Origin of the sequence: Klebsiella sp. HMSC16A12, from assembly GCF_001808265.1 — a bacterium.
In the GTDB taxonomy this organism is placed as follows: Bacteria; Pseudomonadota; Gammaproteobacteria; order Enterobacterales; family Enterobacteriaceae; genus Klebsiella; species Klebsiella pneumoniae.
Map to the genome: position 1 here is coordinate 17,687 of NZ_KV792568.1, position 15,580 is coordinate 33,266.

At 58.3% G+C, this 15,580-nt stretch carries 15 protein-coding genes and 2 tRNA genes; 9 read left to right on the forward strand and 8 right to left on the reverse strand.

Features of this window, described 5'->3' with window-relative positions; genetic code table 11:
* The first annotated feature begins 350 nt into the window (after nucleotides 1-350).
* From proV to leuA, 9 genes are all read left to right on the forward strand, one after another.
* Complete coding sequence (gene proV / locus HMPREF3140_RS07675; RefSeq protein WP_020802078.1) at nucleotides 351-1,553, forward strand: glycine betaine/L-proline ABC transporter ATP-binding protein ProV; 1,203 nt, start codon at nucleotides 351-353, stop codon at nucleotides 1,551-1,553.
* Nucleotides 1,546-2,613 carry a glycine betaine/L-proline ABC transporter permease ProW gene (proW, locus tag HMPREF3140_RS07680; protein WP_004174727.1) on the forward strand — a complete coding sequence of 356 codons (1,068 nt, stop codon included), beginning with the start codon at nucleotides 1,546-1,548 and terminating at the stop codon, nucleotides 2,611-2,613. Before proV ends, proW begins: the two co-directional genes overlap by 8 nt.
* Nucleotides 2,614-2,691: 78 nt before the next feature.
* On the forward strand, nucleotides 2,692-3,690 hold the full coding sequence (gene proX, locus HMPREF3140_RS07685) for a glycine betaine/L-proline ABC transporter substrate-binding protein ProX (RefSeq protein ID WP_004149446.1): 999 nt from the start codon (nucleotides 2,692-2,694) through the stop codon (nucleotides 3,688-3,690).
* A 178-nt stretch (nucleotides 3,691-3,868) separates the two neighbouring features.
* A complete protein-coding gene (locus HMPREF3140_RS07690) occupies nucleotides 3,869-4,615 on the forward strand; it encodes an AzlC family ABC transporter permease (protein ID WP_070552907.1) in 747 nt (248 codons plus the stop codon).
* Entirely contained in the window at nucleotides 4,605-4,940 is a 336-nt protein-coding gene (gene ygaH, locus HMPREF3140_RS07695; RefSeq protein ID WP_032412189.1) for an L-valine transporter subunit YgaH, read from the forward strand. Before HMPREF3140_RS07690 ends, ygaH begins: the two co-directional genes overlap by 11 nt.
* Nucleotides 4,941-5,030: 90 nt before the next feature.
* On the forward strand, nucleotides 5,031-5,561 hold the full coding sequence (gene mprA, locus HMPREF3140_RS07705; RefSeq protein ID WP_002914337.1) for a transcriptional repressor MprA: 531 nt from the start codon (nucleotides 5,031-5,033) through the stop codon (nucleotides 5,559-5,561).
* A 125-nt stretch (nucleotides 5,562-5,686) separates the two neighbouring features.
* Nucleotides 5,687-6,859, forward strand: a complete 1,173-nt coding sequence (emrA, locus tag HMPREF3140_RS07715; protein WP_002914339.1) for a multidrug efflux MFS transporter periplasmic adaptor subunit EmrA — start codon at nucleotides 5,687-5,689, stop codon at nucleotides 6,857-6,859.
* Between the two features lie 15 nt (nucleotides 6,860-6,874).
* Nucleotides 6,875-8,413, forward strand: coding sequence for a multidrug efflux MFS transporter permease subunit EmrB (gene emrB, locus HMPREF3140_RS07720; protein ID WP_002914342.1), 1,539 nt, complete (start codon nucleotides 6,875-6,877; stop codon nucleotides 8,411-8,413).
* A gap of 136 nt (nucleotides 8,414-8,549) precedes the next feature.
* Nucleotides 8,550-10,226 (forward strand): 2-isopropylmalate synthase, encoded by a 1,677-nt coding sequence (gene leuA / locus HMPREF3140_RS07725; protein WP_032412191.1) that lies wholly within the window; start codon nucleotides 8,550-8,552, stop codon nucleotides 10,224-10,226.
* Here the strand turns inward: leuA and HMPREF3140_RS07730 are convergent.
* The 8 genes from HMPREF3140_RS07730 to HMPREF3140_RS07770 all read right to left on the reverse strand — a co-directional run bounded on the left by HMPREF3140_RS07730 (nucleotide 10,205) and on the right by HMPREF3140_RS07770 (nucleotide 15,488).
* The gene (locus HMPREF3140_RS07730; protein WP_004149452.1) at nucleotides 10,205-10,972 is read right to left on the reverse strand and encodes an AraC family transcriptional regulator; all 768 of its coding nucleotides are present in this window, start codon (nucleotides 10,970-10,972) and stop codon (nucleotides 10,205-10,207) included. The two genes, leuA and HMPREF3140_RS07730, sit on opposite strands and share 22 nt — an antisense overlap.
* A gap of 52 nt (nucleotides 10,973-11,024) precedes the next feature.
* Nucleotides 11,025-11,540: an S-ribosylhomocysteine lyase gene (gene luxS / locus HMPREF3140_RS07735; RefSeq protein ID WP_002914351.1), complete on the reverse strand. Its 516-nt coding sequence runs from the start codon at nucleotides 11,538-11,540 to the stop codon at nucleotides 11,025-11,027.
* Between the two features lie 156 nt (nucleotides 11,541-11,696).
* A complete protein-coding gene (gene gshA / locus HMPREF3140_RS07740; RefSeq protein ID WP_002914353.1) occupies nucleotides 11,697-13,253 on the reverse strand; it encodes a glutamate--cysteine ligase in 1,557 nt (518 codons plus the stop codon).
* 66 nt (nucleotides 13,254-13,319) lie between these two features.
* Complete coding sequence (locus HMPREF3140_RS07745) at nucleotides 13,320-13,748, reverse strand: YqaA family protein (RefSeq protein WP_002914355.1); 429 nt, start codon at nucleotides 13,746-13,748, stop codon at nucleotides 13,320-13,322.
* Nucleotides 13,745-14,311, reverse strand: coding sequence for a fructose-1-phosphate/6-phosphogluconate phosphatase (yqaB, locus tag HMPREF3140_RS07750; protein ID WP_004174701.1), 567 nt, complete (start codon nucleotides 14,309-14,311; stop codon nucleotides 13,745-13,747). The genes HMPREF3140_RS07745 and yqaB overlap by 4 nt, the downstream gene beginning before the upstream one ends.
* 125 nt (nucleotides 14,312-14,436) lie before the next feature.
* Nucleotides 14,437-14,751 (reverse strand): BON domain-containing protein, encoded by a 315-nt coding sequence (locus HMPREF3140_RS07755; protein ID WP_002914359.1) that lies wholly within the window; start codon nucleotides 14,749-14,751, stop codon nucleotides 14,437-14,439.
* A 355-nt stretch (nucleotides 14,752-15,106) separates the two neighbouring features.
* Nucleotides 15,107-15,183: transfer RNA gene (locus HMPREF3140_RS07760), tRNA-Arg, on the reverse strand.
* A 228-nt stretch (nucleotides 15,184-15,411) separates the two neighbouring features.
* Nucleotides 15,412-15,488, reverse strand: a tRNA-Arg gene (locus tag HMPREF3140_RS07770).
* Nucleotides 15,489-15,580 lie beyond the last annotated feature (92 nt).

Genomic DNA, 15,580 nt, shown 5'->3' on the forward strand with positions numbered 1-15,580 from the left:
TTTCACCAGGAATATCGCAGGCGGATTCCTGGTGATTAATTTCACAAAATAGCGTTTAATCCACCAAATATTCTCTCCATGACCTAACCGTCATCACTTCGTCATATTTAGCAGAAAACCGGTCCATTTCAGTCGAATTATCCAAAGATAATCAAAAAATATTACCAACAACAAATTACCGCCCAGCCCTTATATCACGGGGGCTTAGCCACAGTTGCCCCCATCTGATTTTGCCGAGAGTTTGCCATTGAGGGTTGTCACAGAATCTGAGTATGTTAGGGTGTAAAAAGATCATAATCACCATCGGGTATCATATCGCAATAAACAAATAACAGGAACTTCTCTATTGCATGGCAATTAAATTAGAAATCAAAAATCTTTATAAGATATTTGGCGAGCATCCACACCGTGCTTTCAAATATATTGAGAAAGGACTCAACAAAGCGCAAATACTGGAAAAAACGGGGCTGTCGCTTGGCGTCAAAGACGCCAGTCTGGCCATTGAAGAAGGCGAGATATTCGTCATCATGGGGCTCTCCGGCTCGGGGAAATCCACCATGGTTCGCCTTCTCAATCGCCTGATTGAACCCACCCGCGGCCAGGTGCTGATTGACGGGGTCGATATCGCCAAAATGTCGGATGCCGAGCTGCGCGAGGTGCGTCGCAAGAAAATTGCGATGGTTTTTCAGTCCTTTGCGCTGATGCCGCACATGAGCGTGCTCGACAACACGGCGTTTGGCATGGCGCTTGCCGGCGTTCCCGCCGCCGAACGAGAGCAAAAAGCCCGGGAGGCGCTGCGTCAGGTGGGGCTGGAGAATTATGCCCACGCCTGGCCGGATGAACTCTCCGGCGGCATGCGCCAGCGCGTCGGTTTAGCTCGCGCCCTGGCGATTAATCCCGATATTCTGTTAATGGATGAAGCCTTCTCTGCGCTCGATCCGCTCATTCGTACCGAAATGCAGGATGAGCTCATCAAATTACAGGCGAAGCATCAACGCACTATCGTCTTTATTTCCCATGACCTTGATGAAGCCATGCGAATTGGCGATCGTATCGCCATTATGCAAAATGGCGAAGTGGTCCAGGTCGGCACTCCGGATGAAATATTAAATAATCCGGCCAATGATTATGTGCGCACCTTCTTCCGCGGCGTGGATATTAGCCAGGTATTCAGCGCGAAAGATATTGCCCGCCGCAGCCCGGTTGGCCTGATTCGTAAAACGCCTGGTTTTGGCCCCCGTTCGGCGCTGAAATTATTACAGGATGAAGACCGGGAATATGGCTATGTCATAGAGCGCGGTAATCGCTTTGTCGGGATTGTCTCGATTGATTCTCTGAAAACAGCCCTCAGCGCCGGGCAGGGGATCGAGGCGGCGCTGATTGAAGCCCCGCTGGCGGTGGAAGCGCAAACCCCGCTCAGCGATCTGCTCTCCCACGTCGGCCACGCTCCGTGCGCCGTGCCGGTAGTGGATGAAGAACAACAATATATTGGCATCATTTCCAAAAGGATGTTGCTCCAGGCTTTAGATCGCGAGGGGGTGAATCATGGCTGATCAGACCAACCCGTGGGGCAGCGCCCCGTCAACCGACAGCGCCGCGCAGGCTGCCGACGCCTGGGGTGGCGCCTCTACTGCCGCGCCGGCTAATGGCGGCGGCGCCGACTGGCTGCACAGCGCCCCTGCGCCGCAGCCGGAACAGTTCAATATCATGGATCCGTTCCATAAGACCCTGATCCCGCTCGACAGCTGGGTGACCCACGCCATCGACTGGATCGTGCTGCACTTCCGTCCGCTGTTCCAGGGGATCCGCGTGCCGATCGACTACATCCTCAGCGCCTTCCAGCAGCTGCTGTTGGGGATGCCGGCGCCGGTGGCGATTATCGTCTTCGCGCTAATCGCCTGGCAGATCTCCAGCCTCGGCATGGGGGTCGCCACTCTGGTATCGCTGATTGCCATCGGCGCCATCGGCGCGTGGTCGCAAGCCATGGTCACTCTGGCGCTGGTCCTCACCGCCCTGCTGTTCTGCATGGTTATCGGCTTGCCGCTGGGGATCTGGCTAGCGCGCAGCCCGCGGGCGGCGAAAATCATCCGCCCGCTATTAGATGCCATGCAGACCACGCCGGCGTTCGTCTATCTGGTGCCGATCGTGATGCTGTTCGGCATCGGCAACGTACCGGGCGTGGTGGTGACGATTATCTTCGCCCTGCCGCCGATCGTCCGTCTGACCATCCTCGGGATAAACCAGGTGCCTGCGGATCTGATCGAAGCGTCGCGCTCATTTGGCGCCAGCCCGCGCCAGCTGCTGTTTAAGGTGCAGCTGCCGCTGGCCATGCCCACCATTATGGCCGGGGTTAACCAGACCCTGATGCTGGCCCTGTCGATGGTAGTGATCGCCTCGATGATCGCCGTCGGCGGCCTCGGCCAGATGGTGCTGCGCGGTATCGGCCGCCTGGATATGGGCCTGGCGACCGTCGGCGGGGTGGGGATCGTGATCCTGGCGATTATTCTTGACCGCCTCACCCAGGCCGTCGGTCGCGACGCCCGCAGTCGCGGCAACCGCCGCTGGTACACCACCGGCCCGCTGGGGCTTATCACTCGCCCTTTCTGTCGATAAGTCGATAACAGCGCCGCTCCCCGACACCAGCAGATGTCCGGGAGCGGCCCTTCCCGTTAAACAATAAGAGGAACCACCATGCGACATAGTACGATGTTGGCCACCGCCGCCTTTGCCACCCTGCTCGCCACCAGCGCCTTCGCCGCCGACCTGCCGGGTAAAGGAATTACGGTGAAGCCCGCTCAGAGCACTATCTCCGAAGAGAGCTTCCAGACCCTGCTGGTCAGTCGCGCGCTGGAGAAGCTGGGCTACACCGTCGAGAAACCCAGCGAAGTGGACTATAACGTTGCCTATACGTCGATTGCCGCCGGAGATACCACCTTTATCGCCACCAACTGGCAACCGCTGCACGATGACATGTACGCCGCGGCGGGCGGTGATAACAAATTCTATCGCAAAGGAGTGTACGTCTCAGGCGCCGCCCAGGGCTATTTGATCGACAAAAAAACCGCTGAGCAGTACCACATCACCTCCATCGATCAGCTCAAAGATCCGCAGATCGCCAAACTGTTTGATACCAACAATGACGGTAAAGCGGATCTCACCGGCTGTACCCCAGGATGGGGCTGCGAAGCAGTGATTAACCATCAGATTGACGCCTATGGCCTGAGCAAAACCGTCACCCATAACCAGGGCAACTACGCGGCGATGATGGCCGACACCATTGCCCGGTATAAAGAGGGTAAACCGGTGCTCTACTACACCTGGACGCCGTACTGGGTTAGCGACGTGCTGAAGCCTGGCAAGGACGTCGTCTGGCTGCAGGTGCCGTTCTCCTCCCTGCCGGGCGAGCAGAAAAACATCGACACCAAACTGGCCAACGGCGCCAACTATGGCTTCCCGGTGAACACCATGCACATCGTCGCTAACAAAGCCTGGGCGGAGAAAAATCCGGCCGCCGCCACTCTGTTTAGCATCATGAAGCTGCCGATCGCCGACATCAACGCCGAGAATGCGATGATGCATGAAGGCCATGCTTCCGAAGCCGACATTAACGGCCACGTTGATGGCTGGATCAAAGCCCACCAGCCGCTGTTCGACAGCTGGGTGAAAACCGCCCTCGCCGCGCAGCAGTAAACCCGCTCACGGATAAGGCCCAACGCCTTATCCGGCCCCCTTGCCCCCTTTCTCGTGGCCAGGTCATAGAAACGCGATTCCAGGAATTTCCATAGTGTTAAGGCGCATCGCGCTCTGTTAAGGTGGAGACATCGGTCAAATTGCCATCTTCACATGGATCCAGCGATAAGTTATTCATATGGAAAACCCCGCGCCCTTAACCTGTGCCTTACCTGAACGCGTCGCCACCGTCGGCGAAGGCGTCAAAGACAGTCTCCCCATCGTCATCAGCTACCTTCCGGTGGCATTCGCCTTCGGACTCAATGCCACCCGGCTGGGCTTCACCCCGCTGGAAAGCCTGTTCTTCTCCTGCATTATTTACGCCGGCTCCAGCCAGTTTGTGATCACCGCCATGTTGGCCGCCGGCAGTTCGCTGTGGGTCGCCGCCCTGACGGTAATGGCGATGGATGTCCGCCACGTGCTGTATGGCCCCTCATTGCGCAGCCGCATTCGCTCAGCGCTGGATAAAAAGAAAACCGCCCTCTGGGCCTTCGGCCTGACCGATGAGGTTTTCGCCGCCGCTACCGCCAAGCTGGTTCGCGATAACCGCCGCTGGAGCGAAAACTGGATGCTTGGTCTCGCTTTTACCTCGTGGGCATCGTGGGTGTGCGGCACGCTGGCCGGCGCCTGGTCCGGCAACGGCCTGCTGGTGGATTATCCGGCGGTGGAAGCCGCCCTCGGCTTTATGCTGCCGGCGTTGTTTATGAGCTTCCTGCTGGCCTCTTTCCAGCGTCAGCAGTCACTCTGCGTCACGGCGGCGCTGGCGGGCGCGCTGGGCGGCATTCTGTTATTTTCCATTCCGGCGGCGATCCTCGCCGGAATTGTCTGCGGGTGTCTGACGGCGCTGCTTCAGGCCATGCTCAAGGGGATGCCGGATGAACAGTGAAGTCCTTCTGCTCGGGGTGATAGTCGGCGGCGTCAACTATCTCTTTCGCTATCTTCCTCTGCGTTTGCGCGCCGGCCACGCTCGTCCTGCCCGCCGCGGCCCGGTCAGCGTGCTGCTGGATACCATTGGCATCGCCTCGATTTGCGCGCTGCTGGTGGTCTCCAGCGTGCCGGAGATCCTCGCCGATGCCCATCGCCTGGCGCCGACGCTGACCGGCTTCCTGGTGCTGGGGGCCGCCTTCTGGAAAACCCGCAGCATCATTGTCCCGACCCTGCTGTCGGCGTTTGCCTATGGTCTGGCATGGAAAATCACCAACGGGTTCTAAGCTTTACGTATCAATTTTGGTCAATAATTCATTTGATTTATTTGTCACAATAGTTATTATATCGGCTGTAATTAATGAGGTCATACCCAAATGGATAGTTCGTTTACTCCCATTGAGCAAATGCTCAAGTTTCGCGCCAGCCGCCATGAAGATTTCCCGTTTCAGGAGATCCTGTTAACTCGTCTTTGCATGCATATGCAAGGTAAGCTGCTGGAAAATCGCAATAAAATGCTCAAAGCGCAGGGAATTAACGAGACATTATTTATGGCGCTGATTACGCTGGAGTCACAGGAAAACCACAGCATCCAGCCGTCCGAGCTGAGCTGTGCGCTGGGCTCGTCACGTACCAACGCCACCCGTATCGCTGATGAACTGGAAAAACGCGGCTGGATTGAGCGCCGCGAGAGCGATAACGATCGTCGCTGTTTGCATCTGCAACTGACCGAAAAGGGCCATCAGTTTTTGCGTGAAGTCCTGCCGCCGCAGCATAACTGCCTGCATCAGCTGTGGTCTTCACTTAGCACCAGCGAAAAAGATCAGCTCGAACACATCACCCGCAAACTCCTGAGCCGCCTTGATCAGATGGAAGAAGAAGGCGTGCTAGCGGACTCTCTACGCTAAGGGCGGCGTCGCTCAGCCCATTTTTACGTTGCAAGGAAAACAGCCAGGCCAGCAGATCTCTGCTGGCCTTTCTGATAAACAGGTCGGCTCAGCCGATGTGAAATAATAAGATCGTGGAGAATAACATGAGTGCAAATGCGGAGAGCCAAACCCCGCAGCAACCAGGCAGCAAAAAAGGAAAGCGTAAAGGCGCCCTTCTGTTGCTGACATTGCTCTTCATTATTATTGCCGTGGCATATGGGATTTACTGGTTTCTGGTACTGCGTCACTACGAAGAGACCGACGATGCCTACGTGGCAGGGAATCAGGTACAAATTATGGCTCAGGTCGCGGGCAGCGTGACCAAAGTCTGGGCTGACAACACGGACTACGTGCAGAAAGGCGATCCGCTGGTCACGCTCGATCGGACCGATGCCCAACAGGCGTTTGAAAAGGCTAAGACCCAACTGGCCGCCAGCGTCCGTCAGACCCGCCAGCAGATGATCAACAGCAAGCAGCTGCAGGCAAATATCGACGTCAAAAAAACCGCCCTCGCCCAGGCGCAGGCTGACCTGAACCGCCGCATCCCGCTGGGCGCCGCGAACCTCATTGGCCGCGAAGAGCTGCAGCACGCCCGCGATACCGTCGCCAGCGCACAGGCCGAACTCGACGTGGCAATCCAGCAGTACAACGCCAACCAGGCGATCGTGCTGGGCACCAGGCTGGAACAGCAGCCGGCGGTGCTCCAGGCGGCCACTGAAGTGCGTAACGCCTGGCTGGCCCTGCAGCGTACGCAGATCGTCAGCCCGATTAGCGGCTACGTTTCCCGTCGCTCGGTACAGCCTGGCGCGCAGATCGGCACCACCACGCCGCTGATGGCGGTGGTCCCGGCGACCAACCTGTGGATCGATGCTAACTTTAAAGAGACTCAGCTGGCGCATATGCGTATCGGCCAGCCGGCCACCGTGATCAGCGATATCTATGGCGATGACGTGAAATACACCGGTAAAGTGGTCGGTCTGGATATGGGCACCGGCAGCGCCTTCTCTCTGCTGCCGGCGCAGAATGCCACCGGCAACTGGATCAAAGTGGTACAGCGTCTGCCGGTTCGTATCGAGCTGGATGAAAAACAACTAGCGGAACACCCGCTGCGCATCGGCCTCTCGACGCTGGTGGAAGTCAACACCACCGATCGCGATGGTGAAATGCTGGCCAGCCAGGTGCGGAGCTCCCCGGTTTACGAGAGCAATGCCCGCGAAATCGCTCTCGATCCGGTTAATAAGCTGATAGACGAGATCATTCAGGCCAACGCCGGATAATTCGGGGTGAGTGTAATGCAACAGCAAAAACCGCTGGAAGGCGCGCAGCTGGTCATTATGACCATTGCGCTGTCGCTCGCGACGTTCATGCAGGTGCTGGATTCCACTATCGCCAACGTGGCGATCCCAACCATTGCCGGCAACCTTGGCTCGTCGCTGAGCCAGGGGACCTGGGTCATCACCTCGTTCGGGGTCGCTAACGCCATCTCCATCCCGATCACCGGCTGGCTGGCCAAGCGCGTCGGCGAGGTGAAGCTGTTCCTGTGGTCAACCACCGCCTTCGCCATTGCCTCCTGGGCCTGCGGCGTCTCCAACAGCCTGACGATGCTGATTTTCTTCCGCGTCATTCAGGGGATTGTCGCCGGGCCGCTGATCCCGCTGTCGCAAAGTCTGCTGCTCAGCAACTATCCCCCGGCGAAGCGCTCTATCGCTCTGGCGCTGTGGTCAATGACGGTGATTGTCGCGCCCATTTGCGGTCCGATCCTCGGCGGCTATATCAGCGATAACTATCACTGGGGCTGGATCTTCTTTATCAACGTGCCCATTGGCGTGGCGGTGGTGCTGATGACCCTGCAGACCCTGCGCAACCGGGAAACCAAAACCGAACAGCGGCGGATCGACGGTGTCGGTCTGGCGCTGCTGATCATCGGTATCGGTAGCCTGCAGGTGATGCTGGACCGGGGTAAAGAGCTGGACTGGTTCTCCTCCAATGAGATTATCATTCTGACCATCGTGGCGGTGGTGGCGATAAGCTTCCTGATCGTCTGGGAGCTAACCGACGATAACCCGATTGTCGATCTGTCGCTATTTAAGTCGCGCAACTTCACCATCGGCTGCCTCTGTATCAGTCTGGCCTATATGCTCTACTTCGGCGCCATCGTACTGCTGCCGCAGCTGTTGCAGGAGGTCTACGGCTACACCGCGACCTGGGCCGGCCTGGCGTCGGCGCCGGTGGGGGTGATCCCGGTCATTCTGTCGCCGATTATCGGCCGCTTCGCGCATAAGCTCGACATGCGGCGGCTGGTCACCTTCAGCTTTATTATGTACGCGGTCTGCTTCTACTGGCGCGCCTGGACCTTCGAACCGGGGATGGACTTTGGCGCCTCGGCGTGGCCACAGTTTATCCAGGGCTTCGCGGTGGCCTGCTTCTTCATGCCGTTGACCACCATCACCCTCTCCGGCCTGCCGCCGGAGCGGCTGGCGGCGGCGTCGAGCCTGTCGAACTTCACCCGTACCCTTGCCGGCTCCATCGGGACCTCGATCACCACCACCCTGTGGACCAACCGCGAGGCGCTGCATCATGCGCAGCTCACCGAATCGGTGACCCCCTTTAACCCCAACGCGCAGCAGATATACGATCAGCTGCAGGGCATGGGAATGACGCAGCAGCAGGCGTCCGGCTGGATAGCGCAGCAGATAACCAACCAGGGGCTGATTATCTCCGCCAACGAAATCTTCTGGATTTCTGCGGCTATTTTCATCCTGCTGTTGGGGCTGGTGTGGTTCGCCAGACCACCGTTCAGCGCCGGCGGCGGCGGCGGCGGCGCGCACTAAGCCTCACATAAAGGGACCTCCGGGTCCCTTTTTTACGGCGTCAGGTTGTCCAGTTCTCGCTAGTTTCTGTCTCGTTTGCGAAAGCCCGTCACCCTGCGCTCGGGCAGGATAAAGGCTGACCATTAAGGAGAACACTATGCTGAGCCATCCTGCTGAAAAGTACCGTCCCTATCCGCCGATCGCCCTGCCTGACCGCCGCTGGCCAGACCGGCAAATCAGTCACGCCCCGCGCTGGCTGTCGACTGACCTGCGCGACGGCAACCAGGCGCTGGCGGAGCCCATGGACAGCGCCCGCAAACTGCAGTTCTGGGATCTGCTGCTGGAGTGCGGCTTTAAAGAGATTGAAGTCGCCTTCCCTTCCGCCTCACAAACCGATTTCAACTTTGTCCGCCAGCTGATTGACGAACAGCGCATCCCGGAGGATGTCACCATCCAGGTGCTGACCCAGGCGCGAGACCCGCTGATCCTGCGCACCTTTGAGGCGCTGCGCGGCGCCCGCCGGGCTACCGTCCACCTCTACAATGCCACCGCGCCGCTGTTCCGCGAGCTGGTTTTCGGCATGGACAAGGCCGAGGTGATCGCCCTCGCGACCCGCGCCACCCGGCTTATCCGTCAGCAGTGCGAACAGCAGCCGGAGACCCGCTGGCAATATGAATATTCGCCTGAAACCTTCTGCTTCACCGAGCCCGAGTTTGCGCTTGAGATTTGCGAAGCGGTGGCGGATGTCTGGCAGCCCTGCGCCGAGCGACCGATGATCGTCAATCTGCCGGCGACGGTGGAAGTCAACACCCCCAACGTCTATGCCGATCAGATCGAGTATTTTTGCCGCTACTTCTCCCGCCGCGGCGAGGTCTGCATCAGCGTGCACCCGCATAACGATCGCGGCACCGGCGTCGCCAGCGCCGAGCTGGCGGTGATGGCCGGCGCCGATCGGGTAGAAGGCTGCCTGTTTGGCAACGGCGAACGCACCGGCAACGTCTGTCTGGTGACTTTGGCGATGAACCTCTACAGCCAGGGCATCGACCCTGAGCTTCGCTTCGAGCAGATGAACCGGGTGGTGGAGGTGGTGGAAAACTGCAACCAGATCCCCGTTCACCCGCGCCACCCGTGGGCGGGAAGTCTGGCTTACACCGCCTTCTCCGGCTCCCATCAGGATGCGATCAAAAAAGGGTTTGATGCCCGTCAGCCTGGCGATCCGTGGCAGATGCCCTACCTGCCCATTGACCCGCAGGATATAGGCTGCAGCTATGAGGCGGTGATCCGCGTCAACAGCCAGTCGGGGAAGAGCGGCAGCGCCTGGCTTATCGAACAAAATCATGGTCTGAAACTGCCCCGCGGGCTGCAGCAGGACTTCAGCCAGCACGTTCAGCAGGCCACCGATAGCGACGGCAAAGAGATGACCCACCATGCGCTGTGGCAGCTGTTCCGCACGCGCTACGGGCTGCAGGCGCAGCCGGCGCTGACGCTGCTCGATTATCAGAGCGCCAGCCAGCAGGATGGCCAGCTTTCCCTGCAGGCAACGCTGCGTCACCACGGCGAAACCCGACGCCTGCAGGGCCAGGGCAACGGCCTGCTCTCCGCCGCAGCCAGCGGGCTCAGCGCGCTGTTTCGGCAGCCGTTTATGATCAAGGACTATCATGAGCATACCCTCGGCGCGCGCAGCGACAGCCGGTCGGTGGCCTATATCCGCTGCGTTTTTCCGCAAGGAGAAAGCTACTGGGGCGTGGGTATCGATAATGACGTGGCGCGCGCCTCGCTGCAGGCGCTGTGCAATGCGCTCAGCGCCGCCGATCAGGCCGGGGGACGAAAATAGTCGCTGGGGGCGACGCCCATCACCCGACGAAACATGGCGCTGAAGGCGCTGTGGCTACCGTAGCCCAGCTCCAGCGCCACCCGCAGCACGGAGTGGCCCTGCGCCAGGCGCACCAGCGCTTCCATTAGCTTCGCCCGGCGCACCCACTCGCTCCACGTCAGGCTAGTCTGCTGCTGAAAATGGCGGTTTAGGGTTCGCTCGCTCATGCTGCACGCCTTCGCCGCCTGGCCGCTGCTCCAGGCCTCGCCCGGCGCCTCGCGTACCTGCTGGCACAGCCGACGCAGCGTTTCGCTTTGCGGCTCCGGCAGGCCAAACGGCAGGATCGCCATCCCGCGGATCTCATCGAGGATCAGTTCATAAATTCTTTCGTCGCGGCTGGCGGGGGCATAGCGTTCCGCCAGCGCCAGGGATGACACGATCAGTTCCCGCAGCAGCGGCGTGATCTGTACGATCTGGCAGCCCGCCGGAAGATCGGCGCGCGCCAGCGGATCGATAAACAGGGTGCGCGCCGCCACGTTGCCGGTCATGCGTAGCGCGTGCGGCGTTCCCGCCGGCAGCCAGACGCCGCGCCCGGGCGGCACCACCCAGTAGCCTACCGGCGTCGCGACCCGCACCACGCCGCTTAGTATATGCAGCAGCTGGGCGCAGTCATGCTGATGCCAGTCTTCCTGGTCACCGTGGGCATAATCATGGGCAAAGGGCACCAGTGGGCGGTGCTGAAAGGAGAAGGAAAGCGTCGTCGTCATCGCGGCGTCAGAAGAGCGGCCCGGCGACAGGCGTCGGGCCGTGGCGGAAGCACTAGATGTGCAGTTCCTGCAGTTTTTCTTTCGGCAACGCCAGTTCGTCGTTGCTGTTGATGCGCACATCGCGCTCAATGATATGACGAGCGATGTCCTGGGCCTCTTCCAGCGAGTGCATGGTGTAAGTCCCGCACTGGTAGACGTTGAGCTCCGGGATCTGGTTCTGATCTTTCACCTTCAGCACATCGGCCATCGCCGCTTTCCAGGCGTCAGCGACGCGCTGCTCGTCCGGCGTACCAATCAGGCTCATATAGAAGCCGGTGCGGCAGCCCATTGGCGAAATGTCGATAATTTCCACGCCATTCCCGTTCAGATGATCGCGCATAAAGCCCGCGAACAGATGCTCCAGGGTGTGGATACCGCGTTCCGGCATCACTTCCTGGTTCGGTACGCAGAAGCGCAGATCGAAAACGGTGATTTCATCGCCATGCGGCGTGTTCATTTTCTTCGCGACACGCACCGCTGGGGCTTCCATTCGGGTATGGTCGACTGTGAAACTATCTAACAACGGCATTCGTCACCTCCGGGAGTGAATTTTTTTAAAATAAAATGAACTCTTTGTTCAGCCGCGAGTCTCAGTATATGAAAGACGCGCATTTATTATCATCATCATCCCTGAATCAGAGATGAAAGTTTGGCCACAGTGATGTGGCCTTTTTCTTTTCCAGCGCTACGCATGCCGCGCCAGCAGCGCCTCAAACGGCTCGCTGTCTTCAGCTTCCACTTTCTTCTGTCGCGCCACCGACGCGTCGCGCTCGGCGATAAAATCGTCTTCGCTCAGGATCTCCAGCGGCTCTTCGCGCAGCTGCGTCCGGTAACGATCGGCAAGCGCACGGCCGGTACCGCCAATGCCTTCTTCAATCATAGAACGCAGAATACGGGCTGAGAAGGTTAATTCCGGATCGTCAAAGCAGGCCAGCAGCTCGTCGCAGACCTGCTGATATGCCTGGCCACCGTGGATACTGTCCAGGGTCTGCGCCACGCGGCGTAAATCGCGGAACAGATCTTTGCCCACCTGAGCCAGCGGGAACTGCGCGCTTTCGCAGCCAATCCCCAGCGTTAAGCCCGGCTTACGCCCTTCCAGAATCACCCGATTCCAGTTGGTGCGGGTGCACAGCAGCTCATCGCTGCTCATCTCCGGCGCGTCGGCCAGCGCGCACCAGACCATAAACAGGTCGAGGAAACGCACCTGCTGGGCGTCAACGCCGATCGGCGAGAACGGATTGATATCCAGCGAACGCACTTCGATATACTCAATACCACCGCGCAACAGCGCATCGGACGGGGTTTCGCCCCGACGGGTGACGCGTTTCGGGCGGATCGGCGCATAAAGTTCATTTTCAATCTGCAGAATGTTGCTGTTGATCTGCAGATACTTGCCGTCTTTCTGCAGCCCGATTTTGGCGTACTCTTCCGACGGCGTTTTAATCGCCCGCTTCAATCCTGCCACATACTCGTGCAGATCGTTAAACGTAATTCCGAGATTGCTTTGCGACTTATTGGTATAACCAAGGTCGCTGAGGCGCAGCGAGGTGGCATACGGCAGGTAATACATGCCGTTGCCCGTTTCCTCAAAGGGCAGCGTTGTCGGTTTGCCTTGCAGGAATGAGGAGCAAATCGCCGGCGAGGCGCCAAACAGATAGGGGATCACCCAGCCAAAGCGATAGTAGTTACGAATTGAGCGGAAATAGCCCGCCGAAATGGCCTCTTTACCACTCTCGGCATCCTCCACACCACATTTTGCCTGCCAGAAGGCCATCGGTAGGGAGAAGTTATAGTGCACGCCGGAGATAGTCTGCATCAGCGCGCCATAGCGGTTCTTCAGCCCCTCGCGATATAGCGTTTTCAGGCGCCCCACGTTAGAGGTGCCGTACTGCGCCAGCTCAATATCCTGACCGGGGGCGATATAGCATGGCATACTCAGCGGCCACATCCGCTCGTCGCCAAGCTGACGCGCGGTATAGCGATGGACATCGCGCATAAAGGTCAGCATATGCTCAATATCGCCATCTACTGGCGTAATGAACTCAAGTAAAGCTTCGGCAAAATCGGTGGTAATCCATTTATGCGTCAGCGCTGAGCCTAACGCCGGAGGGTGACCGGTCGTTGCAAGGGTGCCGTCTGCGTTCACGCGCAGCGTTTCCCGCTCCAGACCACGTTGAATACCCTGCAGAGCCTGCGGATGTTTTTCCAGCCAGGCCAGCGCCTGTGATACGTCCGGGATCAATTTGACCTCCCGCCTGTCGAAATCGTTTGAATAAGCATAATTGTAATGGATGAACTGTCAGTCCAATTAGTGCCACCACGTCATGCCCTGAAGCGTCGCTGCCGCAATAGCGATATAGCGCAGCGCCTTACCAAGGCATAAGAAAAAGAGTACCGGTCCCCAGGAAATGCGCATCCATCCCGCCAGCAAACACAGTAAATCGCCGACAACCGGCGCCCAGCTCAGTAAGAGCGTGACCGCGCCGTAGCGCTTAAGCCAGCCGGCCGCCCGCTCCTGCCAGCGCGAGGTTTTGCGCAGCGGAAACAAGCGCCCCAGAATAACGTTAGTTACCCCTCCAAGGCTATTGCCGATTGTTGCTATTAATACTAACCACCACGGATGACTGACCCCCGCAAGTAGCATAGCCACCAGCACAACCTCCGAATTGCCGGGGAGCAGCGTGGCGCTTAAAAAGCTACTGGCAAACAGCGAGGTGAGTGACAGCGCGTCGCTCACAGCAAACGCACGTCAACTGCGTCCATTCCCGCGCGCTTCGCCGCCTGCAGACCAAAGTCGGCATCTTCGAAGACGACGCATTTTTCCGGCGCGACGCCCATGCGCTCGGCGCACAGCAGGAAGGTATCGGGCGCGGGTTTATGGTTGACCACATGATCGGCCGCCACCACCGCGGAGAAGTAATGACGCAGCCCCAGGTGCGCCAGCAGCGCTTCGGCGACGGCGCTCTCGCTGCCGGTTCCCACCGACATCGGGCGACGGCCGTGCCATGCCTTAACCACCTCAATCAGCGGCAACGGGCGTACGCTGTCCAGCAGCATCGCTTTGACGGCCTGGGTTTTTTCCTGCGCCAGGCGATGTGGATCGAGATCGGCCTGGTTGAGTTCGATAATCGCCTGGGCGATTCGCCAGGTTGGTGAGCCATTGAGCGCGACCATCGCCTGTTCGTCGAAACGCATACCGTAGCGGCCCAATACCTCGTTCCATGCCTGCCGATGGGTCGGCTCGGTATCGAGAATGGTGCCATCCATATCAAAGATCAGTCCTGCGTAACCTTCGTACATTGTCTTCTCACCAACCGGTTTGGGAATGATTACTGTAACGCAAAAGCCCGCCGTTGTCGCGGCCAGCGGCGCAGACGACAAAGGCGCCCTCAGGCGCCCCCAAACATTAGGCCGGATAACCAGCCTTATTTAATACGCAGATCGTTCTCGACCATTCGCACGCCCTGCACTCGGCGTGTGACTTCTACGGCTCGTTTAGCGCTCTCCGCGGAGGAGACAAATCCGCTCAGCTGGACGCGGCCTTTAAAGGTCTGGACGCTAATTTCTGAGGACTTAATGTCTTTATCGTTAAAGAGCGCCGTTTTCACCTTGGTGGTCACCACGGTATCGTCAATATAGCCGCCCGTACTCTCCTTTGTAGCCGATCCCGCACAGCCAGCGAGGGCCGTCGTTACCAGCAGCGTCGCGCAAAAAGCAGGTATTGCTTTGAACCATTTCATGGATTTCTCTCCTTGCATTTATCTCAGCCTGATAACGCTGATATACAAGGATAAATTATAGTGGAAAGCGCGTCTTGCCAATAAAAAAGTCAGGATGAAGCCAGTGATGGAAAACGAGGTAATCGGGATGGTGAGAGAAGAGTGAAGATTATGCATTCAGAACGGGTGCTGCGATAATTTCGCAGCCTACGCAACAACATCGTCGTTGTTACTGAGGAGAATATGGTGCATCCGGGAGGATGACTCGGCTACGCCTCGCCCTTTGGGCCGTTGCTTACGCAACATTATCCCCCCTGGTGCTGGCGATGATTTCGCAGACCATAAAACAACGTCGTCGCTGTTATTAAGGAGAATATGGTGCATCCGGGAGGATTCGAACCTCCGACCGCTCGGTTCGTAGCCGAGTACTCTATCCAGCTGAGCTACGGATGCATCGGGAAAGCTATTTTACTGCGGGGTTACTCTCCTGGCACTTACGATGGTTTCGCAAACCAGATAACAACAATGTTGCTGTTACTAAGGAGAATATGGTGCATCCGGGAGGATTACTCGGCTGCGCCTCGCCCTACGGGCCGTTGCTTACGCAACGTTATCCTCCCTGGTGCTGGCGATAATTTCGCAGACCATACAACATCGTCGTCGCTGTTGCTAAGGAGAATATGGTGCATCCGGGAGGATTCGAACCTCCGACCGCTCGGTTCGTAGCCGAGTACTCTATCCAGCTGAGCTACGGATGCATCGGGATTACTGCTGTAATTCTGATATCAAATTTCGCGATTTGCCATTCTTATTAAAGAATGGTGCATCCGGGAGGATTCGAACCTCCGAC